The organism is Vibrio sp. V01_P9A10T6, from assembly GCF_963877065.1.
Classification (GTDB): Bacteria; Pseudomonadota; Gammaproteobacteria; order Enterobacterales; family Vibrionaceae; genus Vibrio; species Vibrio anguillarum.
In genome coordinates, this window is the sequence record NZ_CAWNTB010000173.1 from 1 (window position 1) to 21,719 (window position 21,719).

General features: G+C 45.3%; 20 protein-coding genes and 1 pseudogene. 3 read left to right on the plus strand and 18 right to left on the minus strand.

Annotated elements, in window-relative coordinates:
- Nucleotides 1–43: 43 nt before the first annotated feature.
- Genes hemG through AACQ21_RS12625 form a run of 3 tightly spaced genes read right to left on the minus strand, consistent with a single transcriptional unit; the run spans nt 44 to nt 2,692 of the window.
- Nucleotides 44–571 carry a menaquinone-dependent protoporphyrinogen IX dehydrogenase gene (gene hemG, locus AACQ21_RS12615; RefSeq protein WP_013855605.1) on the minus strand — a complete coding sequence of 176 codons (528 nt, stop codon included), beginning with the start codon at nt 569–571 and terminating at the stop codon, nt 44–46.
- Between the two features lie 9 nt (nt 572–580).
- Nucleotides 581–2,038, minus strand: coding sequence for a TrkH family potassium uptake protein (locus AACQ21_RS12620; protein WP_017046377.1), 1,458 nt, complete (start codon nt 2,036–2,038; stop codon nt 581–583).
- A 30-nt stretch (nt 2,039–2,068) separates the two neighbouring features.
- Nucleotides 2,069–2,692, minus strand: coding sequence for a YigZ family protein (locus tag AACQ21_RS12625; protein ID WP_013855603.1), 624 nt, complete (start codon nt 2,690–2,692; stop codon nt 2,069–2,071).
- 218 nt (nt 2,693–2,910) lie between these two features.
- Here AACQ21_RS12625 and fadB point away from each other — a divergent pair.
- Nucleotides 2,911–5,081 (plus strand): annotated as a pseudogene (gene fadB / locus AACQ21_RS12630) (fatty acid oxidation complex subunit alpha FadB).
- A gap of 14 nt (nt 5,082–5,095) precedes the next feature.
- The gene (gene fadA / locus AACQ21_RS12635) at nt 5,096–6,271 is read left to right on the plus strand and encodes an acetyl-CoA C-acyltransferase FadA (protein WP_017046375.1); all 1,176 of its coding nucleotides are present in this window, start codon (nt 5,096–5,098) and stop codon (nt 6,269–6,271) included.
- Nucleotides 6,272–6,337: 66 nt separating this feature from the next.
- Here fadA and punR read toward each other — a convergent pair whose 3' ends face one another.
- The gene (gene punR / locus AACQ21_RS12640; RefSeq protein ID WP_017046374.1) at nt 6,338–7,243 is read right to left on the minus strand and encodes a DNA-binding transcriptional activator PunR; all 906 of its coding nucleotides are present in this window, start codon (nt 7,241–7,243) and stop codon (nt 6,338–6,340) included.
- Between the two features lie 148 nt (nt 7,244–7,391).
- Between punR and punC the strand changes: the two genes are divergently transcribed.
- Entirely contained in the window at nt 7,392–8,597 is a 1,206-nt protein-coding gene (punC, locus tag AACQ21_RS12645; protein WP_026027660.1) for a purine nucleoside transporter PunC, read from the plus strand.
- Between the two features lie 64 nt (nt 8,598–8,661).
- Here the strand turns inward: punC and glmU are convergent, their stop codons facing one another.
- The 14 genes from glmU to mnmG all read right to left on the minus strand — a co-directional run bounded on the left by glmU (nt 8,662) and on the right by mnmG (nt 21,584).
- Complete coding sequence (gene glmU, locus AACQ21_RS12650; RefSeq protein ID WP_026029111.1) at nt 8,662–10,023, minus strand: bifunctional UDP-N-acetylglucosamine diphosphorylase/glucosamine-1-phosphate N-acetyltransferase GlmU; 1,362 nt, start codon at nt 10,021–10,023, stop codon at nt 8,662–8,664.
- A 150-nt stretch (nt 10,024–10,173) separates the two neighbouring features.
- On the minus strand, nt 10,174–10,596 hold the full coding sequence (locus AACQ21_RS12655; protein ID WP_013855597.1) for a F0F1 ATP synthase subunit epsilon: 423 nt from the start codon (nt 10,594–10,596) through the stop codon (nt 10,174–10,176).
- 18 nt (nt 10,597–10,614) lie between these two features.
- The gene (gene atpD, locus AACQ21_RS12660; RefSeq protein ID WP_010319968.1) at nt 10,615–12,018 is read right to left on the minus strand and encodes a F0F1 ATP synthase subunit beta; all 1,404 of its coding nucleotides are present in this window, start codon (nt 12,016–12,018) and stop codon (nt 10,615–10,617) included.
- A gap of 34 nt (nt 12,019–12,052) precedes the next feature.
- On the minus strand, nt 12,053–12,919 hold the full coding sequence (gene atpG, locus AACQ21_RS12665) for a F0F1 ATP synthase subunit gamma (RefSeq protein ID WP_013855594.1): 867 nt from the start codon (nt 12,917–12,919) through the stop codon (nt 12,053–12,055).
- A 63-nt stretch (nt 12,920–12,982) separates the two neighbouring features.
- Nucleotides 12,983–14,524 carry a F0F1 ATP synthase subunit alpha gene (gene atpA / locus AACQ21_RS12670; RefSeq protein ID WP_026027662.1) on the minus strand — a complete coding sequence of 514 codons (1,542 nt, stop codon included), beginning with the start codon at nt 14,522–14,524 and terminating at the stop codon, nt 12,983–12,985.
- Nucleotides 14,525–14,537: 13 nt separating this feature from the next.
- Complete coding sequence (gene atpH / locus AACQ21_RS12675) at nt 14,538–15,071, minus strand: F0F1 ATP synthase subunit delta (RefSeq protein ID WP_013855592.1); 534 nt, start codon at nt 15,069–15,071, stop codon at nt 14,538–14,540.
- A gap of 15 nt (nt 15,072–15,086) precedes the next feature.
- On the minus strand, nt 15,087–15,557 hold the full coding sequence (gene atpF / locus AACQ21_RS12680) for a F0F1 ATP synthase subunit B (RefSeq protein WP_013855591.1): 471 nt from the start codon (nt 15,555–15,557) through the stop codon (nt 15,087–15,089).
- 76 nt (nt 15,558–15,633) lie between these two features.
- A complete protein-coding gene (gene atpE, locus AACQ21_RS12685) occupies nt 15,634–15,888 on the minus strand; it encodes a F0F1 ATP synthase subunit C (RefSeq protein ID WP_002540812.1) in 255 nt (84 codons plus the stop codon).
- A gap of 57 nt (nt 15,889–15,945) precedes the next feature.
- Nucleotides 15,946–16,776 carry a F0F1 ATP synthase subunit A gene (atpB, locus tag AACQ21_RS12690; RefSeq protein WP_013855589.1) on the minus strand — a complete coding sequence of 277 codons (831 nt, stop codon included), beginning with the start codon at nt 16,774–16,776 and terminating at the stop codon, nt 15,946–15,948.
- 8 nt (nt 16,777–16,784) lie between these two features.
- A complete protein-coding gene (locus AACQ21_RS12695) occupies nt 16,785–17,174 on the minus strand; it encodes a F0F1 ATP synthase subunit I (protein ID WP_013855588.1) in 390 nt (129 codons plus the stop codon).
- Nucleotides 17,175–17,362: 188 nt separating this feature from the next.
- Entirely contained in the window at nt 17,363–18,244 is an 882-nt protein-coding gene (locus AACQ21_RS12700) for a ParB/RepB/Spo0J family partition protein (protein ID WP_017044113.1), read from the minus strand.
- 24 nt (nt 18,245–18,268) lie between these two features.
- Nucleotides 18,269–19,042: a ParA family protein gene (locus tag AACQ21_RS12705; RefSeq protein ID WP_013855586.1), complete on the minus strand. Its 774-nt coding sequence runs from the start codon at nt 19,040–19,042 to the stop codon at nt 18,269–18,271.
- A 14-nt stretch (nt 19,043–19,056) separates the two neighbouring features.
- On the minus strand, nt 19,057–19,689 hold the full coding sequence (gene rsmG, locus AACQ21_RS12710) for a 16S rRNA (guanine(527)-N(7))-methyltransferase RsmG (RefSeq protein ID WP_105976483.1): 633 nt from the start codon (nt 19,687–19,689) through the stop codon (nt 19,057–19,059).
- On the minus strand, nt 19,686–21,584 hold the full coding sequence (gene mnmG, locus AACQ21_RS12715; RefSeq protein WP_017047816.1) for a tRNA uridine-5-carboxymethylaminomethyl(34) synthesis enzyme MnmG: 1,899 nt from the start codon (nt 21,582–21,584) through the stop codon (nt 19,686–19,688). Before mnmG ends, rsmG begins: the two co-directional genes overlap by 4 nt.
- Nucleotides 21,585–21,719 lie beyond the last annotated feature (135 nt).

The window sequence follows — 21,719 nt, forward strand, 5'->3', positions numbered from 1 at the left end:
CGAACAGAAAAAAGCCAAAAGATGCTAAAAATCGACTTTTTATTTACAATTTTTTAAAGTTATCACTAAAAAGAGATACTTTTTGCCAGTTTGTGTACTCAACTTCTTTTGAGGTGTCAGTTTCACCGCCAGTCAATGACATGATGAAACGAATCATCACCTTATCGAAAAAGTGATAACGTGGATAGTAAAGAGCACCAGCGAAAACTCCGATTAGCTTGGGTTGCCATGCTGATTTACTGAGAAAGGTTTTAATATAGACGCTTCCTTCTGGAGTATCTTTACCCTGCGCTTCTTTTCTTGCAGTTAAGTTGACACAAAAGAACGCCGCTTTAGCGAGTGCTAATTGCTCGGCATGTTTTTCTATAAATTGATAAAGCTTTTTATTTAAATGTCCGTAGCGAATAGAAGCACCAATTAAGACTCGATCGTAAAGAGCTAAATCAATATCCTCAATTTGATGTAAATCGGCAAGTTCGCAATCAAACTCAGAAAGTTCCTCTTTTATATAGTTAAGAATTTTCTTGGTTTGACCTTCACGGGAAGAATAGAGAAAAAGAGCTTTTTGCACGGGATATCCTTAACTGCGCCAAAACGTAGGGGTAAGCAGTATTAATAGTGTAAAAATTTCTAAGCGACCAAAGAGCATCGAAACAACCAATACCCATTTTGCACTGTCATTAACATCCGCAAAGTGTACGGAGACTTGCCCCAATCCAGGCCCTAAGTTATTCAATGTTGCCGCGACGGCAGAAAATGCACTCAGTTCATCCATCCCTGTTGCGATCAATGCCAACATACACGCCACGAAGACCAGTGCGTACGCTGAGAAAAATCCCCAAACAGCGTCAACAACTCGCTGTGAAAGAGCACTTCCGCCCACCTTAATCGTATACACGGCTCTTGGGTGGATAAGGCGTTTCATCTCACGAGCACCTTGTAAGGTAAGCAATAAGATACGGATCACTTTCATGCCACCGCCCGTAGAGCCAGCACACCCACCTATAAATGAAGAAAACAGCAATAATACAGGTAAGAATAACGGCCAATCTGCAAAACCTGTTGTGGTAAAGCCTGCCGTCGTCGAAATGGATACCGTTTGAAATAGCGCCTGATCAAAAGCGTCATAAAAAGAGTCGTAAGAATGGTGTTTGAGTAAAATCGAAAAGCAAACCGCAAACAAAATAACTTGTATAAGAGCGAAAGCTCTAAACTCTGGATCTTTAAGATAATATTTTGGATGAACACCACCTGTCGCAAACGCCGCGTAGTGGAGCGTAAAATTACAGGCCGAAATGAGCAAAAAAACAACCGTAATTAAATTGATCGCATAACTGTCAAAATACCCCATGCTTGCATCATGAGTCGAAAACCCACCAATAGCGATCGTAGAGAAGCTATGACAAATCGCATCAAATAGGGTCATCCCTGCTGCCCAAAAAGCCGTTGCGCAGGCAATCGTTAAGCTTAAATAGATGTACCAAAGTGCTTTGGCGGTTTCGGCGATTCTTGGAGTGACTTTAGTATCTTTGACCGGACCTGGAATTTCCGCTCGATATAACTGCATTCCCCCAATTCCCAATACTGGCAAAATGGCCACCGCTAGAACGATGATCCCCATGCCACCAAACCATTGTAAAAACTGCCGATAGAACAAAATCGCTTTAGGTAATTCATCTAACCCAACAATGACGGTTGCTCCGGTGGTGGTTAATGCTGAAAATGATTCAAAAAACGCATCAGTCACCGATACATTGGGATTATCCGCCAACCAAAACGGTAATGAACCTGCACTACCGATAACCGTCCAAAACAGTACAACGATCAAAAAACCGTCTCTGGCTTTCAATTCATGTCGATAGCGGCGGTTTGGAAACCAAAAAAAACCGCCACACATCAACAATACAAAAAAGGTCGTGACAAAAGGCACACCTGCACCATCGCGGTACAGCAAAGCCACCAGCGCAGGGGCAAGCATAGAGACACTAAATAGCGCGAGCAAAAGCCCGACGATACGAATAATAGATCGAATTTGCATTGCTTTTTCTGAAGCGAAGCTTCTGACTTCCTAATTATTTTTTATGGCGGTCACTACAGCTTTTGCACCGCTTTTATTAATGATAGTTTGAGTAAAGGCATCAAGATGGCGCAATTCTATCTCAACAAGAAATTTAACCTGTTCTTTATAATCGGCTTCGACTTCTAATGCTTCATACTGCGCGATGATGGATTGAGCAATCGGCACAAAACCGTAGTCTAACGTTAGGGATAATTTTGTGGTGATTTTTTTCTCAATAGTTTGAAGCTGCTTGAGTGCTTGTTGTACTCCGCCACCATAAGCTTTAACTAACCCACCAGTGCCAAGACGAATCCCACCATAATAACGAGTGACGACGGCCGTTAACTCCCCGACACTCGATCCGGCTAGCTGCGCCAGTATCGGTTTGCCCGCCGTCCCTGATGGCTCACCATCATCACTAAAACCCCACAACATCGAATCTTCCGGTCGTCCGGCAACAAAGCCCCAGCAGTTATGTCTGGCGTCGCTATGTTTTGTCTTTATTTGCGCAACGAAGGCTTTGGCAGCATCTACACTCGGAGTATGGGCCAAATAGGTAATAAAGAGGCTTTTTTTGATTTCCTCTTCAAATTGGGTGGGCAACGCTGGAATTAAATAAGGTTGTTCGTTCATGTGAAATCATAGATCGAGCGGATGGCAAGAGTGTAACACGTGCACTTAAAAAAGCAGCGCTGATCTCCATTCGCACTCAATGTTAAACAGTTGTTTAAAAAATGTATTGAAATTAAACAATCCTCAGGTCAAACTAAACCGACTGGTCAAACCAGAACCATTAATACAACAAAAACTCTCACACACGATCTTAAGGTTGTATGTCACGGAGATAGACAATGATTTACCAAGCCAACACCCTACAGGTAAAGGAATTACAAGATGGTATTGCGGAGTTGCGTTTCTGCTCCAAGGAGTCAGTGAACAAACTTGACCTTGCCACTCTTGAATCGCTCAACCATGCACTTGATGCCCTAAAAGCCCACCAAGGACTGAAAGGCCTTATTCTTACTTCCGATAAAGAATCTTTTATTGTCGGGGCTGATATCACTGAGTTTTTAGGTCTCTTGCTCCCCCTGCGCAAGAACTCGACCAATGGCTGCAATTTGCCAATAGCATTTTCAACAAACTAGAAGATCTACCCGTTCCGACACTAGCCGCTTTAACAGGGCACGCGCTAGGCGGTGGATGTGAGTGTGTACTCGCTACCGATTTCCGTATTGGTGACGCGACCACCAGCATAGGATTACCGGAAACAAAGCTTGGTATTATGCCGGGGTTCGGTGGCTGTGTGCGTCTGCCTCGTGTAATTGGTGCCGACAATGCTATGGAAGTGATCACTCAAGGCAAAGCATGTCGTGCTGAGGAAGCCCTTAAAATTGGACTGCTCGATGCGATTGTTGATAGCGATAAACTGCTTGAGTCAGCACTCAAAACTATCACATCAGCCATCAATGAAACCGTTGATTGGAAAATGCGTCGCCAGCAAAAAATGTCCGCGCTGACACTCAGCAAATTAGAAGCCATGATGAGCTTCACCATGGCCAAAGGCTTGGTTGCACAGCATGCCGGACCTCATTATCCAGCGCCAATAACCGCTGTTATTGCAATAGAAGAAGCCGCGCGCTGTAGCCGTGATGAAGCATTGGCCATTGAGCGTAAACACTTCGTTAAGCTCGCTCATTCTGAAGCGGCGACATCCTTGGTCGGTTTATTCCTCAACGACCAATATATTAAAGCACTGGCAAAAAAAGCGGCCAAATCAGCCAATAAAGAAACCGGACGAGCGGCGGTACTTGGTGCGGGGATAATGGGCGGCGGCATTGCTTATCAATCGGCAATAAAAGGCGTGCCTGTTTTGATGAAAGATATCGCTCAATCGTCCCTTAATTTAGGTATGACCGAGGCATCTAAGTTACTCAACAAGCAGCTAGAGCGCGGAAAAATTGATGGTTTTAAAATGGCTAGCGTGCTCGCATCGATTACGCCTAGCCTGCATTATGCTGGGATTGAGCAAGCGGATGTGATTGTTGAAGCTGTGGTTGAAAACCCGAAAATCAAAGCCGCGGTACTAAGTGAAGTGGAAGCCAATGTTGGTGAGGATGCGGTTATCACCTCGAACACCTCAACCATTCCAATCAACCTACTGGCCAAATCACTCAAACGTCCAGAAAACTTCTGTGGTATGCACTTTTTTAACCCAGTACATCGTATGCCATTGGTGGAAATTATTCGTGGTGAACACACTTCCGATGAAACCATCAATCGAGTTGTCGCTTACGCGGCCAAAATGGGTAAATCCCCCATCGTGGTCAATGACTGCCCTGGGTTCTTCGTAAACCGCGTACTTTTCCCTTACTTTGGTGGCTTTAGTTTATTACTGCGCGATGGCGCTGATTTCACTCAAATCGATAAAGTGATGGAACGTAAGTTTGGTTGGCCAATGGGCCCTGCTTATCTTCTAGATGTGGTCGGTATTGATACCGCTCACCATGCACAAGCAGTAATGGCACAAGGTTTCCCCGAACGTATGGGTAAACAGGGCCGCGATGCTATTGATGCACTGTTTGACGCCAATAAATATGGCCAGAAAAATGGCAGCGGTTTCTATCAATACACTTTAGATAAGAAAGGCAAACCGAAGAAAACTTTCTCTGAAGAGGTTCTCACTGTTCTTAACGTAGAATGTGGTGATAAACGTACTTTTGATGATCAAACCATCATTGAGCGCATGATGATTCCGATGATCAATGAAGTGGCACTCTGTTTAGAAGAGAAGATCATCGCTTCACCCCAAGAAGCGGATATGGCGTTGGTGTACGGCTTGGGGTTCCCTCCTTTTAGAGGCGGCGTATTCCGCTATCTCGATAGTCTTGGCTTACAAAACTACGTTGCAATGGCAAGCCAATACCAAGCATTGGGCGCGATGTATCATGTACCTCAACTGCTGCTTGATATGGCAGAAAAAGGCGAGACCTTCTACGGTACTCAACAAGCAAGTTCTATCTAAGGAGAGATGTCCAAATGACTTCACATAAGAGAAATGTCGTAATTGTTGATTGCCTACGCACCCCGATGGGTCGCTCAAAAGGTGGGGCATTTCGTCATACTCGTGCGGAAGATTTATCTGCACATCTGATGAAAGGCATTTTAGCCCGTAATCCACAAGTCAACCCAAAAGAGATCGAAGATATCTACTGGGGTTGTGTGCAACAAACCTTAGAACAAGGCTTTAACGTCGCGCGTAATGCGGCACTGTTAGCTGGCTTGCCGATTGAAATTGGTGCCGTCACCGTTAACCGTTTATGTGGTTCATCAATGCAAGCACTGCATGATGCCACCCGCGCCATTATGGTTGGTGATGCTGAAATCTGCCTTGTGGGCGGCGTTGAGCATATGGGGCACGTACCGATGAACCATGGCGTTGATTTCCATCCCGGCATGTCAAAAACCGTTGCCAAAGCTGCGGGGATGATGGGGTTAACGGCTGAGATGTTAGGTAAAATGCACGGCATTAGCCGTGAGCAACAAGATGCCTTTGCCGCTCGTTCGCATCAACGCGCTTACGCAGCAACCGTTGAAGGTCGCTTCAAAAATGAAATCCTTCCCACCGAGGCTCATGCTGAAGATGGTACTCTGTTCACGCTCGATTTTGATGAAGTGATCCGCCCGGAAACCACTGTTGAAGGGCTAGCACAGTTACGTCCTGTTTTTGACCCAGCCAATGGTACTGTAACAGCAGGCACCTCATCGGCTCTGTCCGATGGCGCATCGGCGATGTTGATCATGAGCGAAGAGAAAGCCAATGCGCTTGGCTTAAAGATTCGTGCGCGTGTGAAATCAATGGCCGTCGCTGGTTGCGATCCTTCAATTATGGGTTACGGGCCAGTTCCGGCGACCCATAAAGCGCTACAGCGTGCAGGCCTCACCATGCAAGATATGGATGTGATTGAGTTAAACGAAGCGTTTGCAGCTCAATCTCTACCTTGCGCGAAAGATCTTGGTTTGCTCGATGTAGTGGATGAGAAGGTTAACCTAAACGGAGGGGCGATCGCACTGGGTCACCCTCTCGGGTGTTCTGGCACGCGCATCTCCACCACACTGATTAACTTGATGGAAGCGAAAGACGCCAAATATGGTCTAGCAACGATGTGCATTGGTTTAGGCCAAGGCATTGCGACTATTTTTGAGCGCCCATAACCATTCTGTTTTTCTTCTCACTGAAGAGTCTTTTAAGAGCCAGCACTGCTGGCTCTTCTTATTAGGTTATTTAGCTTGAAGCCAATCACGATAAAGTTGATCGCTACTGCCCAGATAATTTACCATCCACTCGATCAATTTATGATTATCATCTTTGCGCCATACTAAACAGCATTGACTAAGCAGTTTATCAACGGTGAGAACCCGTTCAACCAACCCACCATCAACAATCAAAGGTTGTGCAATGTGTCTTGGCATGTAGCCCACACCGACTTCATTTTTTAAGCATTCAATCGCACTATACCAATTCGGTAAAAGTAAACGCCGTTGCTGCGGGTAGTGATCCGTATGTCGCTTGGGTAACACACTTGACGTGTCATCCAAACAAATCGCCGGGAACTGACTGACAAAATCTTCGCTTAAATAGGGCTCTTGAGCACAAGGGTGATGAGGAGACATTACAAATGCCCAATCCAACACGCCCATGTCACGCACTTCAAAATCACCACCGACAGGAATCGCAGAGGTTGCACCAATCACAATGTCAGCTCGACCTTGCGCAATAGCTTCCCATGAGCCATTAAAGACTTCCATGTTGATTTGCAGCTCAGCAAACTCAAACGTGCGATAAAAATCTTCCACCAGCGGTTTCATTTTGTCGAGTTTGACTACGTTATCAAGCGTCAATTTTAGCGTTTTCTGCCAACCATGCGCCGCGCGTTTAGTTTGTGAACGAATCTCTTCCATCTGCCTAAGCAATTGGCGAGCCTCCACCATAAACAGCTCACCAGCGGGCGTCAGTTCCACCTTTCTAGGTAAACGGCGAAACAGCAGCACATCCAAATCTTGTTCGACTTGGCGAACGCCGTAGCTGATCGCTGACGGCACTTTATGCAAAACTTCCGCAGCGGCGGTAAAACTACCCAACCGTGCGACAGTATCAAGCATTTCTAATGAGGATTTAGAAAACATAAGCCTTCAATTTTTTTGATTAATAACCAACAAATTTAGCGTTTCATTTAATATTAAACGAAAAATAGAATAGATGAGTAGATAAATTAAGGTTGGCATAGATTAATGCTGGCCAAATATTGATTAATTTTTTTGAATGGTAATAAAAATGAAAGCATCAAAATTACAGTTGCTGTACTTAGCCGCGCTCTCTATGCTGGGCTTCATTGCCACAGACATGTACCTCCCTGCCTTTAAAGCGATGGAAATGGACTTTGCCACAGGGCCAGAGCAAATAGCCTTGTCTCTCACCGTTTTTCTGGTCGGTATGGCATTAGGTCAACTGGTGTGGGGCTTAGCTTCCGATAAATATGGTCACCGTAACACTTTAGCGGCTGGCCTAGTTCTCTTCACGTTGGCATCATTTGGTTTAGCTTTTAGCGAGCAGGTGTGGCAATTATTAGCGTTACGCTTTGTGCAAGCTTTAGGGGTGTGTGCTCCCGCAGTGATCTGGCAAGCAATGGTAATTCAACGCTACCCAGCTAAAACAAGCCAGCAAATATTCGCCACCATTATGCCTTTGGTCGCGCTTTCACCCGCGCTTGCACCTCAATTAGGCGTCTTACTGGCCGATAACTTTGGTTGGCACAGTATTTTTGTGACATTGACATTAATGGGCGTTGCGCTTGTAGCCTGTACTTTTGCTCAAAAAAATGAACAATCACAACCCAAACAAACCTCAATTAAGCAAGATATCAAAGCTCTGCTCAGCACTAAAACCTACTTGGGTAATGTGATGATGTTTGCTTGCGCTTCTGCGGCCTTCTTTGCTTACTTGACTGGGATGCCAGAGATTATGGCACGCCTTGGTTATGCCGCTAAAGATATCGGTTTGAGTTTTATTCCTCAAACGATCGCTTTCATGGTTGGTGGCTACTTAGGTAAGGTGGGAGTGAATAAATTTGGTGACGAAAAAGTGCTCAAGCAGTTGATTGGCCTCTTCAGCGTTGCCACTTTATTAGTATTCATTGCATCACAGTGGCAACTGACCTCAATTTGGCCAATTTTGGCACCGTTTTGCTTAATAGCAGTTGCCAACGGAGCGCTTTACCCTATCGTGGTGAACCGCGCACTATCAAGTGCCAAACAAAGCCCAGCCACTGCAGCGGGTTTACAAAATAGCTTACAAATCTGCGTTAGTAGTTTAGCCAGCGCATTGGTCGCAACGTTAGCCAGCCAAGCACAAATGGTGACGGGTATTGCAATTATGATTTGTATGGGTGGGCTATGGATTGGCTATATCGTCTCGAACCGCGAACTTTCTCAACACTTCACCGCACCAGATAATGCACGCGTAGTCAGCGATGAAGAGTAAGTCTTTTAATAAGAACTGATACAAAAAGCCGCTCATGATGAGCGGCTTTTTAATCGTTCATTTGTTAGCTACGCTTAACAGGACGCTTCCAACCATTGATTTTGCGCTCTTTCGCGCGAGTGATGACTAGCTCACCTTCAGCAACGTTACTGCTTAGCGTAGTGCCAGCACCAATCGTTGCACCATTGGCGATCGTTACAGGAGCAATCAACTGGCTGTCTGAACCGACAAACACATCATCACCAATTGTGGTTTTGAATTTATTGACACCATCGTAATTACAAGTGATAACGCCAGCTCCGACATTAACACGCTGGCCAATTTCGGCATCACCAAGATAAGTTAAGTGATTGGCTTTTGAACCTTCACCCAAACGAGTATTTTTTACTTCTACGAAATTACCCACGTGCGCATCATTACGCAGTTCAGCACCAGGACGTAAACGGGTAAAAGGCCCAACGGTACAGTTTTCTGCAACGGTTGCCCCTTCAATGACACTGTATGGGCGGATCACTGTGTTGTCATCAATTTCGCAATCTTTAAGCACGCAACCCATGCCGATAATTACGTTATCACCCAAAGAGACATTTCCTTCGATGATGACGTTTGCATCAATCTCAACATCCATCCCACACTGTAATTCACCACGCAGATCAAAGCGCGTAGGATCACGTAGCATCACACCTTGTTCTAATAGCTTTTTCGCTTGTGTTGCTTGATAAGCACGCTCTAAACGAGCCAGTTGAGCGCGATCATTTACTCCTTCCACTTCAATAGAGCTGGCAGGATGAACAGCCTCAACTGCGCGGCCTTCATTGTGCGCGGCAGCGATAACATCTGTCAGATAATATTCGCCTTGCGCGTTCTCATTACTTAAGCCTGACAACCAACGTTTGAGATCGCGCCCCGTTGCCACCATCACACCCGTATTGATCTCTTTAATTAACTTTTGCTCATCAGTGGCATCTTTTTGTTCAACAATCGCCACCACTGGGCCATGCTTACGCACGATACGGCCATAACCGGTTGGGTTATCCAGTACCACTGTCAGCAAGGCTATCCCATCATTAGGTTGTGCATCTAACAAGCTTTCCACGGTTTCTTCCGAGATCAATGGAACATCACCGTACAACACGAGGATCTTCTCATCGTCTTGGAAATGAGGCGAGGCTTGATCAACGGCATGGCCAGTTCCTAATTGATCCGCTTGCAGCACCCAGTTAACCGACTCTTCGGCAAGCGCTTGCTGCATTTGCTCACCACCATGACCATAAACCAAGTGGATATTTTGGGCACCTAAGCTATTGCACGTATCAATTACGTGTTTCACCATTGGCTTACCCGCCAGTGTGTGCAGCACTTTAGGCATATTAGAATACATTCGAGTACCTTTACCTGCTGCGAGGATCACTGCGCTAAATTTCATTGACAACCTATTGACGTTAAAAAAGTTAAGCCGCATTTTAGCGGTAATTAAAGAGATAGTTAATTTAACTAAATAATTTTCTGTTAAAAAATAAGCAAAAAGGCGACCTATAGGTCGCCTTTTTACATCACGTCTTAATTATAAAACACATTAACGACGTTTTTTGGTCAGCTCGATAACTCGTAACTGAGCCATGGCTTTAGCCAGTTCACTGGCCGCTTGTGCGAAGTTCATATCGCCATGCTGATTTGAAATATTCTCTTCAGCTTTGCGTTTGGCTTCTTCTGCCTTAGCTGCGTCTAGTTCTTCACCACGAATTGCCGTATCAGCCAGTACTGTAGCAGTACCCGGTTGCACTTCGACAATACCACCCGAAACATAAATAATTTCTTCGTGGCCGTGTAGCTTAACGATACGCACCATACCAGGCTTAATAGCGGTCAGCAGCGGTGTGTGACCATGGAAAATTCCCAGTTCACCTTCGCTACCGGTCACCTGAAACGTTTCGACTTGGCCAGAGAAGATTTTCTTCTCTGCACTGACGACGTCTAGGTGAAAGGTTATTGCTGCCATATCGCCTCCTAGTTAGCCTTATAGCTTCTTAGCATTCTCAATCGCATCGTCGATAGTACCGCAGTACATAAACGCTTGCTCTGGAATGTCATCGTATTCACCAGATAGAAGACCTTTGAAGCCACGTAGCGTCTCTTTTAGAGGTACGTAAACACCAGGGTCACCTGTAAATACTTCAGCTACGTGATAAGGCTGAGTTAGAAAACGTTCAATCTTACGTGCACGTGATACAACTTGCTTATCCGATTCAGACAACTCGTCCATACCCAAGATCGCAATGATGTCTTTCAGCTCTTTGTAGCGCTGAAGCGTCTGCTGAACGCCACGAGCGATGTCGTAGTGCTCTTGACCTACGACGAGTGGGTCTAGCTGACGAGACGTTGAATCGAGTGGGTCGATCGCTGGGTATAGGCCCATTGCTGCGATGTTACGGTTAAGTACAACCGTTGCATCCAAGTGCGCGAACGTTGTGGCTGGAGACGGGTCCGTCAAGTCATCTGCTGGTACATATACCGCCTGTACAGACGTGATAGAACCTTGCTTAGTTGACGTAATACGCTCCTGAAGCACACCCATTTCTTCTGCAAGAGTAGGTTGGTAACCTACCGCTGAAGGCATACGACCTAGCAGTGCTGATACTTCCGTACCGGCAAGCGTGTAACGGTAGATGTTATCGATGAACAGAAGTACGTCACGACCTTCGTCACGGAAACGTTCTGCCATTGTCAAACCCGTCAGTGCAACACGTAGACGGTTGCCTGGTGGCTCGTTCATCTGTCCGTAAACCATCGCTACTTTTGATTTTTCAGGCTCTTCGATGTTTACAACACCGGCTTCCTGCATCTCATAGTAGAAATCGTTACCTTCACGAGTACGTTCACCAACACCCGCAAATACTGAAAGACCTGAGTGTTGCAGTGCGATGTTGTTGATAAGTTCCATCATGTTAACGGTCTTACCTACACCTGCACCACCAAATAGACCGATTTTACCACCCTTAGAGAATGGACAAACCAAATCGATTACTTTTACACCGGTTTCAAGAAGAGCAGTTTCGTTTGATTGCTCTTCATAGCTTGGAGCTGGACGGTGGATAGAGTAAAGCTCTTCCGCACCGATTTCACCACGCTCATCAATCGCATCACCAAGCACGTTCATGATACGACCTAAAGTCTTAATACCGACTGGTACTGAAATTGGAGCGCCAGTATTTTCAACTACCAAACCACGACGTAAACCATCAGAGCTACCCATTACGATTGCGCGAATCACGCCACCGCCAAGCTGCTGTTGAACTTCAAGAACGAGACGTTCTTTTGAATCCACAACATTCAGAGCATCGTAAACACTTGGTACTTCGCCCTGTGGGAACTCTACGTCGACTACCGCACCGATGATCTGTACGATCTTACCTGTAGCCATCGTTAATCCTCTAAACTGTTTGTTTTACCTAAGCTTAAACCGCTGCTGCACCAGAAACGATTTCCGATAGTTCTTGTGTAATCGCCGCCTGACGGGCTTTGTTATACACAAGCTGTAAATCATCAATCAAGTTGCTTGCGTTATCGGTAGCTGCTTTCATCGCAATCATTCGAGCAGCTTGCTCACAAGCAAGATTCTCAACCACACCCTGATAAACCTGAGACTCTACATAACGCAGCAATAGTGCATCGAGTAGAGGCTTTGGTTCTGGCTCATAAATGTAGTCCCAAGAATGTTCGCGTTTCATCTCTTCGCTATTCGATCTAGGCAAAGGTAGTAATTGATCGATCGTTGGTTCTTGAACCATAGTATTCACAAATTTGTTGAACACTACGTATAGGCGATCCAACTCACCTGCATCATATTTCTTCAGCATAACACCAACGGAACCGATCAAATCTTCCAAGGTTGGGCTATCGCCCAAACCAGAGACTTGAGCAGCGACTTTAGCGCCACTGTTTCTAAAGAAAGCCGTTGCCTTTGAGCCCACAATTGCCAGCTCAACCTCAGCACCTTTCTCCGACCAATCTTTCATGTCATGTAGAGCTTTTTTGAACAAGTTCACGTTCAAACCACCACACAAACCACGGTCTGTTGAAATAATGATGTAACCAACACGTTTGGCTTCGCGCTCTTCTAGATAAGGATGACGATATTCTAGATTTGCACTCGCCACATGACCGATCACTTTACGCATTGTTTCAGCGTATGGACGAGAAGCTTCCATGCCGTCTTGCGAACGACGCATTTTTGAAGCTGCTACCATTTCCATCGCTTTCGTAATTTTCTGCGTGCTTTTAACACTACCGATTTTATTACGTATCTCTTTTGCGCCGGCCATCGTTTTACTCTCTTTTAAGGTAATCCGTTATTGGTCAGTGGTGACCCTAAGGTCACCCACCAATTACCAGGTCTGGGTTGCCTTGAAATCGTCAACCAGTTTCTTGAACTGAGCTTCGATTTCATCGTTATAAGCACCCGATTTGTCGATATCTTTTACAAGATCAACATATTGACCACGAGCATACGACAGTAGAGCAGATTCAAAATCAGCCAGTTTATTCAACGCAACATCATTTAAATAACCACGCTCTGCCGCAAAGATAACCAACGCTTGGTCAAACACAGACATCGGAGCATATTGTTTCTGCTTCATCAGCTCTGTTACTTTCTGACCATGGTTTAGCTGTCTCTTCGTCGCTTCATCAAGATCTGACGAGAACTGAGCAAATGCAGCAAGTTCACGGTACTGTGCAAGCGCGGTACGGATACCACCTGACAGTTTCTTGATGATTTTCGTCTGAGCGGCACCACCTACACGAGATACTGAAATACCAGGGTCAACGGCTGGGCGAACACCCGCGTTGAATAGTTCAGTTTGTAGGAAGATCTGACCATCGGTAATCGAGATTACGTTAGTCGGTACGAATGCTGAAACGTCACCCGCTTGTGTTTCAATGATAGGTAGAGCGGTTAAAGAACCGGTTTTACCTTTCACTTCACCCTTAGTGAAACGTTCTACATACTCTTCGCTAACACGAGCAGCACGCTCAAGTAGACGAGAGTGGAGATAGAAAACGTCACCTGGGAATGCTTCACGGCCTGGTGGGCGTTTGAGTAGTAGTGAGATCTGACGGTAAGCAACCGCTTGTTTAGATAAGTCATCATAAACAATCAGTGCATCTTCACCGCGATCGCGGAAGTATTCACCCATTGCACAACCTGCATATGGCGCAAGGTATTGCAATGCCGCAGATTCAGAAGCCGATGCAACAACCACAACTGTGTTTGCAAGCGCGCCGTGCTCTTCTAATTTGCGTACTACGTTAGCGATAGTTGAGGCTTTTTGGCCAATCGCAACATAGATAGAGTAAATACCTGAATCTTTTTGGTTAATAATTGCGTCGATCGCCATTGCTGTTTTACCAGTTTGACGGTCACCGATGATAAGTTCACGTTGGCCACGACCGATTGGGATCATAGAGTCAACTGACTTATAGCCGGTTTGTACTGGTTGATCGACTGATTTACGGTCGATTACACCAGGTGCAATCATTTCAACAGGTGAAGACAATTTCGCTTCGATAGGACCTTTACCATCGATAGGCTGACCGAGTGTATTCACTACGCGACCTAACAATTCAGGACCAACTGGCACTTCAAGAATACGACCAGAACCTGTTACTTTCATGCCTTCCTTAAGGTCAGCATATGGGCCCATGACAACCGCACCAACCGAGTCACGCTCAAGGTTAAGTGCAAGTGCATAACGGCCACTCGGTAATTCAATCATTTCACCTTGCATCACGTCCGCTAGGCCGTGAATGCGAATGATACCATCGCTTACCGATACGATAGTACCTTCATTGCGAGCTTCACTAACAACGTCGAAAGATTCGATACGTTGTTTAATTAGATCGCTAATTTCCGTGGAATTAAGTTGCATGCTCCAATCCCCATCAAGACTGTAATGCATCGCTCAGGCGGTTTAAACGACCGCGGGCTGAGTTATCGATGACAAGGTCTCCGGCTCGAATTATAACCCCACCAAGTAGGGTCTCATCTATACTGCAATTCAGCTGAACTTTGCGTTCAAGACGCTGCTCAAGTTTGGTGCTGATATTGACAAGCTGTTCATCAGAAAGCTCAGTTGCTGAAATCACTTCAACATCCATCTGCTTCTCATGCTCTTGTTTCAGAGCAAAGAACTGTTCACTAACATCAGGAAGAGCCTTTAATCGGCCATTCTCAGCCATCACCTTTAACAGGTTCTGGCCATAAACATCAAACTGTTCGCCACAAATTGCGATGAAAATTTCCGCTAATTTCTCAGCCGAAACAGAGCCCGTTAGTAGCTCTTTCATTTGCTCGTTCTTTGCGACCTCGGCAGCAAAAGCTAACATCTGACCCCATTGGTCAAGTTGCTTTTTCTCTACCGCAAAATCGAATGCTGCTTTAGCATAGGGGCGTGCAATTGTAGTCAAATCAGACATAAAGCGCCCCCATCCTTAAAGTCTTGCAGTAATGTTGTCGAGAATATCTTTGTGCGCATCTTTATCGATAGAACGCTCAAGGATTTTCTCAGCACCAGCTACAGCCAGAGTTGCAACTTGTTTACGCAGCTCATCGCGGGCACGGTTACGTTCAGATTCAAGTTCAGCTTCCGCTTGAGCAAGGATTTTCTGGCGTTCTGCCTGAGCTTCCTCACGTGCTTCGTCTAAAATTTGAGCTTTACGTTTATTTGCCTGTTCGATGACCTCAGTTGCAGTGCGCTTCGCTTCTTTCATTTGTTCAGAAGCGTTGGCTTGTGCTAGATCCAAGTTTTTAGCAGCACGCTCAGCGGCTGAAAGACCGTCAGCAATTTTCTTCTGACGCTCTTCGATCGCATTCATGATCGGCGGCCATACATATTTCATGCAGAACCACACAAACAGTGCAAACGCGATTGCTTGACCTAGCAGAGTTGCGTTCATATTCACAACAGCTACCCCTCTATTTGTTCACCAACGAAAAGTATTAATCAACGACAAATCATCAATTTGTGTGATCGGTTGATTAACCTAGTTGACCAACAAATGGGTTCGCGAAAGTGAATAGAAGCGCAATTACGATACCGATCATAGGAACCGCATCAAGTAGACCCGCGATGATAAACATCTTAACTTGTAGCATAGGAGCCATTTCTGGTTGACGAGCAGCACCTTCAAGGAATTTACCGCCTAGAAGTGCGAAACCAATCGCTGTACCAAGAGAAGCAAGACCGACGATAATACCTACGGCGATTGCAGAAAAGCTCAGTAAAGTTTCCATTACTATCTCCAATTTATAGTTGTTGGCTTATGTGCCCAAATAAAAAGCTTTAAAAAATTAATGATCACTATCTTCGTGTGCCATTGATAGATAAACAATAGTCAGCATCATGAACACGAAAGATTGAATCAGAATTACCAGAATATGGAAAATCGCCCACGGTAGTGAACCCATCCATTGTAGCCACCATGGTAGCATCGCTGCGATAAGAATAAATACCACCTCACCTGCGAACATGTTACCGAATAGACGCATACCGAGTGAGAGAGGTTTCGCAAGTAACGATACCACTTCAATAAGTAGGTTAAACGGAATCATGGTCCAGTGATTGAATGGATGTAGAGCTAATTCTTTCGCAAAACCACCTAGGCCTTTCACTTTGATGCTGTAGTAAATCATCAGAGCAAATACGCCTAGAGCCATAGCCATGGTGATATTCACATCAGCTGACGGAACCACTTTTAGATAAGGGATACCAAGCCAATGTTGTGCTGGATACGGTAAGAAATCGATGGGCACTAAGTCCATGATGTTCATTAACAATACCCAACAAAAGATAGTCAGTGCCAGCGGTGCTATAAGTGGATTGCGTCCATGAAAGGTGTCTTTGACGTTTTGATCGACAAATTCTACCAATATTTCAACAAAACACTGCAGCTTACCGGGTACACCCGCTGTTGCTTTCTTTGCTACAGAGCGAAATATCCATAGGAATATTAAGCCAGTAAACAAGGAAAAAAACAGGCTATCGATATGTACGTTCCAGAAACTCGTCTCACTAATTGACAGCCCCAAATCGTAATGCTCAGAAATCTTCGCAAGAGAGAGGTTCGTCAAGTGGTGTTCAATGTATCCGGACGATGTTAGCGCTTCACCTGGCGCAGCCATAACTCATCCTATTTTTTGTTGTTAATGAATAGCACTGGCGCACAGATATTAATACCTAGAGCCAGCAAATAGGTTAGTTTGAGGGGAACGAGTTCCACCTGCATATACATGTAGGCAACACAGAACAGTGCAACTGTGATGAGGATCTTGAGTACTTCGCCAGTGTAGAAAGAGGCCGCGACTTGCTTCGCAGCACGAGCTCCACTAAACATAAAAGCACACAGCGCAAAAACCGCATTGGCAATGACAAAAATGCCACCCCCAATCAGCGCAGAAAAGCCCCATTCAGCATTTACAGCTACCGCCATCCCTGCCGCCACAAAAATAACCGCGCCAGACTGGATCATTAACAATCGCTTAGCAAGCTCTCGTCCTGGTCTAGCCAACGCAGCTACCATGTATTCGTACCTCTAGTAATATCCTCAGCTCATCTACAACATAGGGCTGGGAAATTGGCGAAAATTATACGGTGAGTCGAACTGATTGCAATTGAAAGACAGCAAAAAGTTACAATTTTGTTTACAAACCGACAACTTTCAAATAAAAAAACGTTTTTTGCATAATTGACTTAAATCAATTATCTCATTTAGCTTTCTAGCTTGGCAATTAGTTGCTCTAATTTGTGAGGCTCATCAAGACTAATCGTCATTTTGGCTTTGCCACCTTTTGAACGAATGATCGACACTTTAGCCCCTAACATTTCACTCAATCTTTGTGACATTTGTTGTGCATCTAAGTCTTCCGATGCCGATCCGTCCTCAGAAGGCTGCGTTAGACACTTTTTCACTAATTGCTCAGTTTGTCTCACGGTCAGCTGTTTTGCGGCCACACGTTGTGCAATTTCAATTTGTTGATCGCCTTCGAGCATCAATAATGCTCGTGCATGGCCCATTTCAAGCTGCTTGGTTTCCACTAAACGCTTCACGCCATCCGCCAATTGATTTAAGCGTAATAAGTTACTCACGGTAGTGCGTGATTTACCAATCACATCAGCCACCTGTTGGTGAGTGAGCTTAAATTCGTCTTGCAACCGCTCTAAAGCTTGTGCTTCTTCAATCGCATTCAAATCTTCGCGTTGAATATTTTCTATCAGTGCCATCGCAATCGCAGCGCGATCTTGGACATTTTTGATCAAACAGGGCACTTGCTTTAAACCTGCTTGTTTTGCAGCGCGCCAACGGCGTTCACCTGCAATAATTTCATAGCCGCCAAGTTCTAAACGTCTTACCACGATCGGCTGGATAATACCTTGCGATTGGATAGACGCAGATAGCTCTTCCAACGCTTCTGCCGACATATCTTTACGTGGTTGATACATGCCAGGTTTCAAATTTGATACCGCGATATCCATTAATTCGCCATCAGAAGAGAGTGCTTGGCTATGTGAGGCGGCTTGCTCCTTTTCACGAGCAAGAGAACTGGTTGCAAGCAATGCATCCAATCCTTTTCCTAAACCACGTTTAGTCATGTAGACGAATTCCTTTAGTTGAGATTATGCGGGTATTTCTTCTCGACGAAGCATTTCGCCAGCTAAGGCGAGATATGCTTTTGCCCCAGCTGAATACTTGTCGTAGTACATTGCTGGCTTGCCATAACTTGGCGCTTCAGCAAGACGGACATTACGAGGAATAACAGTGCGATAGACTTTGTTTCCAAAGTGCTTTTTCAGTTGATCGGATACTTCATTGGCTAGGCGATTACGCGGATCGTACATCGTTCGAAGTAACCCTTCGATTTTCAGGTTTTCGTTGACTACCGCGGCTAACTTGCTGATGGTATCCATTAACGCCGTTAAACCTTCTAATGCAAAATACTCACATTGCATTGGCACTAACACAGAATCCGCTGCGGCCATGGCGTTGATTGTAAGAAGATTTAAAGAAGGAGGACAATCAATAAAGATGAAATCATAGTTATCACGAACTGGCGCGAGGGCATTTTTCAAACGCACTTCGCGAGCAAAGACTTCCATTAATTTGATTTCAGCGGCTGTCACGTCTCCGTTCGCCGCAATCAAATCGTAGTGTCCCGTTGTTTTGCGACACACGACTTCATCAAAAGGGGTGTCTTCGACCAACAATTCGTACGCGGTTGCATCTACTTGATACTTATCAACACCACTGGCCATCGTTGCATTGCCTTGTGGGTCGAGATCGATCACTAAAACTTTACGCTTAGTCGCCGCCATAGAGGCCGCTAAGTTAATGCACGTTGTTGTTTTTCCTACGCCACCTTTCTGGTTGGCGATTGCTACGATTTTGCCCACGGTATGCCTCGCTGTTATCCCTTGCGAGATAAGATTACAAGATGACGGTCACCTTCCAACTCAGGAACTTTCAAAGCTTTGACATCAGTCACAGAACACCACTCAGGTAGTGTGGCTATTTCCTCATCTGGCCGTTGTCCTTTCAGGGCTAAAAATCGGCCCGATGTTTCTTTTGGTAAATGGTGACACCATTCCACCATATCGAGCATTGAAGCAAACGCACGGCTCAGTACGCCATCAAATTTTACTTCAGGCTGAAACTCTTCGACTCGACTTTGAATCGTGGTCACATTTTTAATACCAAGCTCATGCAGAACTTGTTTAATAAAACGAATGCGCTTACCCAAACTATCGAGTAAGTAAAAGGTTTTATCAGGATTCATGATAGCGAGAGGTATACCAGGTAAACCAGGCCCAGTACCAACGTCGATAAAACGCTCACCCTGTAAGTGAGGACTTACCACTATACTATCTAAAATATGTTTCACCAACATATCCATAGGATCGCGCACAGAGGTGAGATTGTAGGCTTTGTTCCATTTATTCAGCAGTTCCACGTAACCGACTAATTGGCTACGTTGCTGCTCATTGACCTCGAGATCGATTTGACCAATTAAATCATCGAGACGCGTTCTTAACTCGCTCATGCGGCGTCTTCCCCTTTCTTCAGTACACCTTGCTTTTTCAAATAAACCAATAAGATAGAAATAGCAGCAGGTGTAATACCAGAAATACGAGAGGCAATACCAACTGTTTCAGGCTTGGCATTGTTAAGCTTAAGGATCACTTCGTTGGACAAGCCTTTGACCTGTTTATAGTCAAGATCCAGCGGCAATTTAGTGTGCTCATGGCGCAATGATTTGTCGATCTCATCTTGCTGACGCTGAATATAACCATCGTATTTGATTTGAATTTCAACTTGCTCAGCCGCTTCACTATCGTTCAATGCAGGTGCAAATGACTCAAGCGACGTGAGCTGTTGATAGGTGATTTCAGGTCGACGTAGTAGATCTTCACCACTTGCTTCACGAGACATGGGAGTTTTGAGCAACGCATTCAGTGCATCAACACCAACGGAGTTCGGGTTCATCCACGTTTGTTTCAAACGTTGACGCTCGATTTCCATGTTTTCCATTTTTTGATTAAAACGCGCCCAGCGCACATCATCGACTAAACCTAACTCTCTGGCTTTTTCGGTTAAACGCAAATCGGCGTTATCTTCGCGTAGCAGTAAGCGATATTCAGCGCGAGAGGTAAACATGCGATAAGGTTCTTTGGTACCCATAGTGGAAAGATCATCGATCAATACGCCCATGTAAGCTTGATCACGGCGTGGACTCCAGCCTTCTTTTTCTTGGCTAAATAAGCTTGCATTCAAACCAGCCATTAACCCTTGCGCTGCCGCTTCTTCGTATCCGGTGGTGCCGTTGATTTGACCAGCAAAGAACAAACCACTGATGAATTTGGTTTCATAGGTTTGTTTTAAATCTTGTGGATTGAAAAAATCGTACTCGATGGCGTAACCCGGACGAACAATATGTGCGTTTTCAAACCCTTTCATTGAGCGAACGATCTGCACTTGTACATCAAACGGTAAGCTGGTGGAAATACCGTTAGGGTAGAGTTCTGTCGTGGTCAAACCTTCAGGCTCGATAAAAATTTGATGGCTATTTTTGTCGGCAAAACGCATGACTTTGTCTTCGATCGATGGGCAGTAGCGTGGGCCGATACCTTCGATGACACCTGCGTACATCGGACTACGATCAAGATTGGCACGGATCACATCATGCGTTTTATCGTTGGTATGCGTGATGTAGCATGGTATTTGACGTGGATGCTGTTCACGTTGTCCCATGAAGGAAAAAACAGGCGTTGGGTTATCACCGTGTTGTGTTTCTAACACTGAGAAGTCCACGCTACGCGCATCGATCCTTGGTGGCGTACCCGTTTTTAAACGATCGACTCGAAACGGCAGTTCACGTAAACGTTGCGCTAATGCGATCGATGGAGGATCTCCTGCGCGGCCTCCTGAGAAGTTTTCAAGACCAATGTGGATCTTTCCACCAAGGAAGGTGCCTACCGTCAATACCACCGCTTTGGCGTGGAATTTGAGGCCCATTTGAGTCACAACGCCCATTACACGATCATTTTCAACGATAAGATCATCGACCGCTTGTTGGAACAAAGTTAAGTTTGGCGTGTTTTCAAGCACATCACGCACATACGATTTGTAAAGCGCACGATCTGCTTGGGCTCGAGTCGCTCGAACCGCTGGCCCTTTTGAGGCATTGAGTGTTCTAAATTGAATACCTGCATGATCAATCGCTTGTGCCATTAGACCGCCCATGGCATCGACTTCTTTAACCAGATGTCCTTTACCAATTCCGCCGATCGCAGGATTGCACGACATCTGTCCTAGAGTCTCAATGTTATGGGTAAGCAATAGCGTACTTTGACCAGTACGAGCTGCAGCGAGAGCGGCTTCCGTTCCAGCATGGCCACCACCGACCACAATGACGTCAAATTTTTCGTGATAAAGCATGAACCGACCTCAGGTATTCAATGAAGCATGGACTGACAAAAGAGGCGTATTCTACCTGCTTTCCACTGGCTAGAAAATCGCTTTTCTGCTTTTTTAATCTGAGCTTGGTAAGTTAATAATATATAAGATCTATAT

Bases quoted from the DNA above. Each gene is read 5' to 3' on its own strand.
- AACQ21_RS12695 (WP_013855588.1), bottom strand. From the start codon at position 17,174: ATGGTAGCTGCGTTGGCTAGACCAGGACGAGAGCTTGCTAAGCGATTG.
- glmU (WP_026029111.1), bottom strand. From the start codon at position 10,023: ATGAAATTTAGCGCAGTGATCCTCGCAGCAGGTAAAGGTACTCGAATG.
- atpA (WP_026027662.1), bottom strand. From the start codon at position 14,524: ATGCAACTTAATTCCACGGAAATTAGCGATCTAATTAAACAACGTATC.
- mnmG (WP_017047816.1), bottom strand. From the start codon at position 21,584: ATGCTTTATCACGAAAAATTTGACGTCATTGTGGTCGGTGGTGGCCAT.
- punR (WP_017046374.1), bottom strand. From the start codon at position 7,243: ATGTTTTCTAAATCCTCATTAGAAATGCTTGATACTGTCGCACGGTTG.
- atpD (WP_010319968.1), bottom strand. From the start codon at position 12,018: ATGGCTACAGGTAAGATCGTACAGATCATCGGTGCGGTAGTCGACGTA.
- atpB (WP_013855589.1), bottom strand. From the start codon at position 16,776: ATGGCTGCGCCAGGTGAAGCGCTAACATCGTCCGGATACATTGAACAC.
- fadA (WP_017046375.1), top strand. From the start codon at position 5,096: ATGACTTCACATAAGAGAAATGTCGTAATTGTTGATTGCCTACGCACC.
- rsmG (WP_105976483.1), bottom strand. From the start codon at position 19,689: ATGAGCGAGTTAAGAACGCGTCTCGATGATTTAATTGGTCAAATCGAT.
- punC (WP_026027660.1), top strand. From the start codon at position 7,392: ATGAAAGCATCAAAATTACAGTTGCTGTACTTAGCCGCGCTCTCTATG.
- AACQ21_RS12655 (WP_013855597.1), bottom strand. From the start codon at position 10,596: ATGGCAGCAATAACCTTTCACCTAGACGTCGTCAGTGCAGAGAAGAAA.
- atpG (WP_013855594.1), bottom strand. From the start codon at position 12,919: ATGGCCGGCGCAAAAGAGATACGTAATAAAATCGGTAGTGTTAAAAGC.
- AACQ21_RS12625 (WP_013855603.1), bottom strand. From the start codon at position 2,692: ATGAACGAACAACCTTATTTAATTCCAGCGTTGCCCACCCAATTTGAA.
- AACQ21_RS12700 (WP_017044113.1), bottom strand. From the start codon at position 18,244: ATGACTAAACGTGGTTTAGGAAAAGGATTGGATGCATTGCTTGCAACC.
- atpE (WP_002540812.1), bottom strand. From the start codon at position 15,888: ATGGAAACTTTACTGAGCTTTTCTGCAATCGCCGTAGGTATTATCGTC.
- AACQ21_RS12620 (WP_017046377.1), bottom strand. From the start codon at position 2,038: ATGCAAATTCGATCTATTATTCGTATCGTCGGGCTTTTGCTCGCGCTA.
- atpH (WP_013855592.1), bottom strand. From the start codon at position 15,071: ATGTCTGATTTGACTACAATTGCACGCCCCTATGCTAAAGCAGCATTC.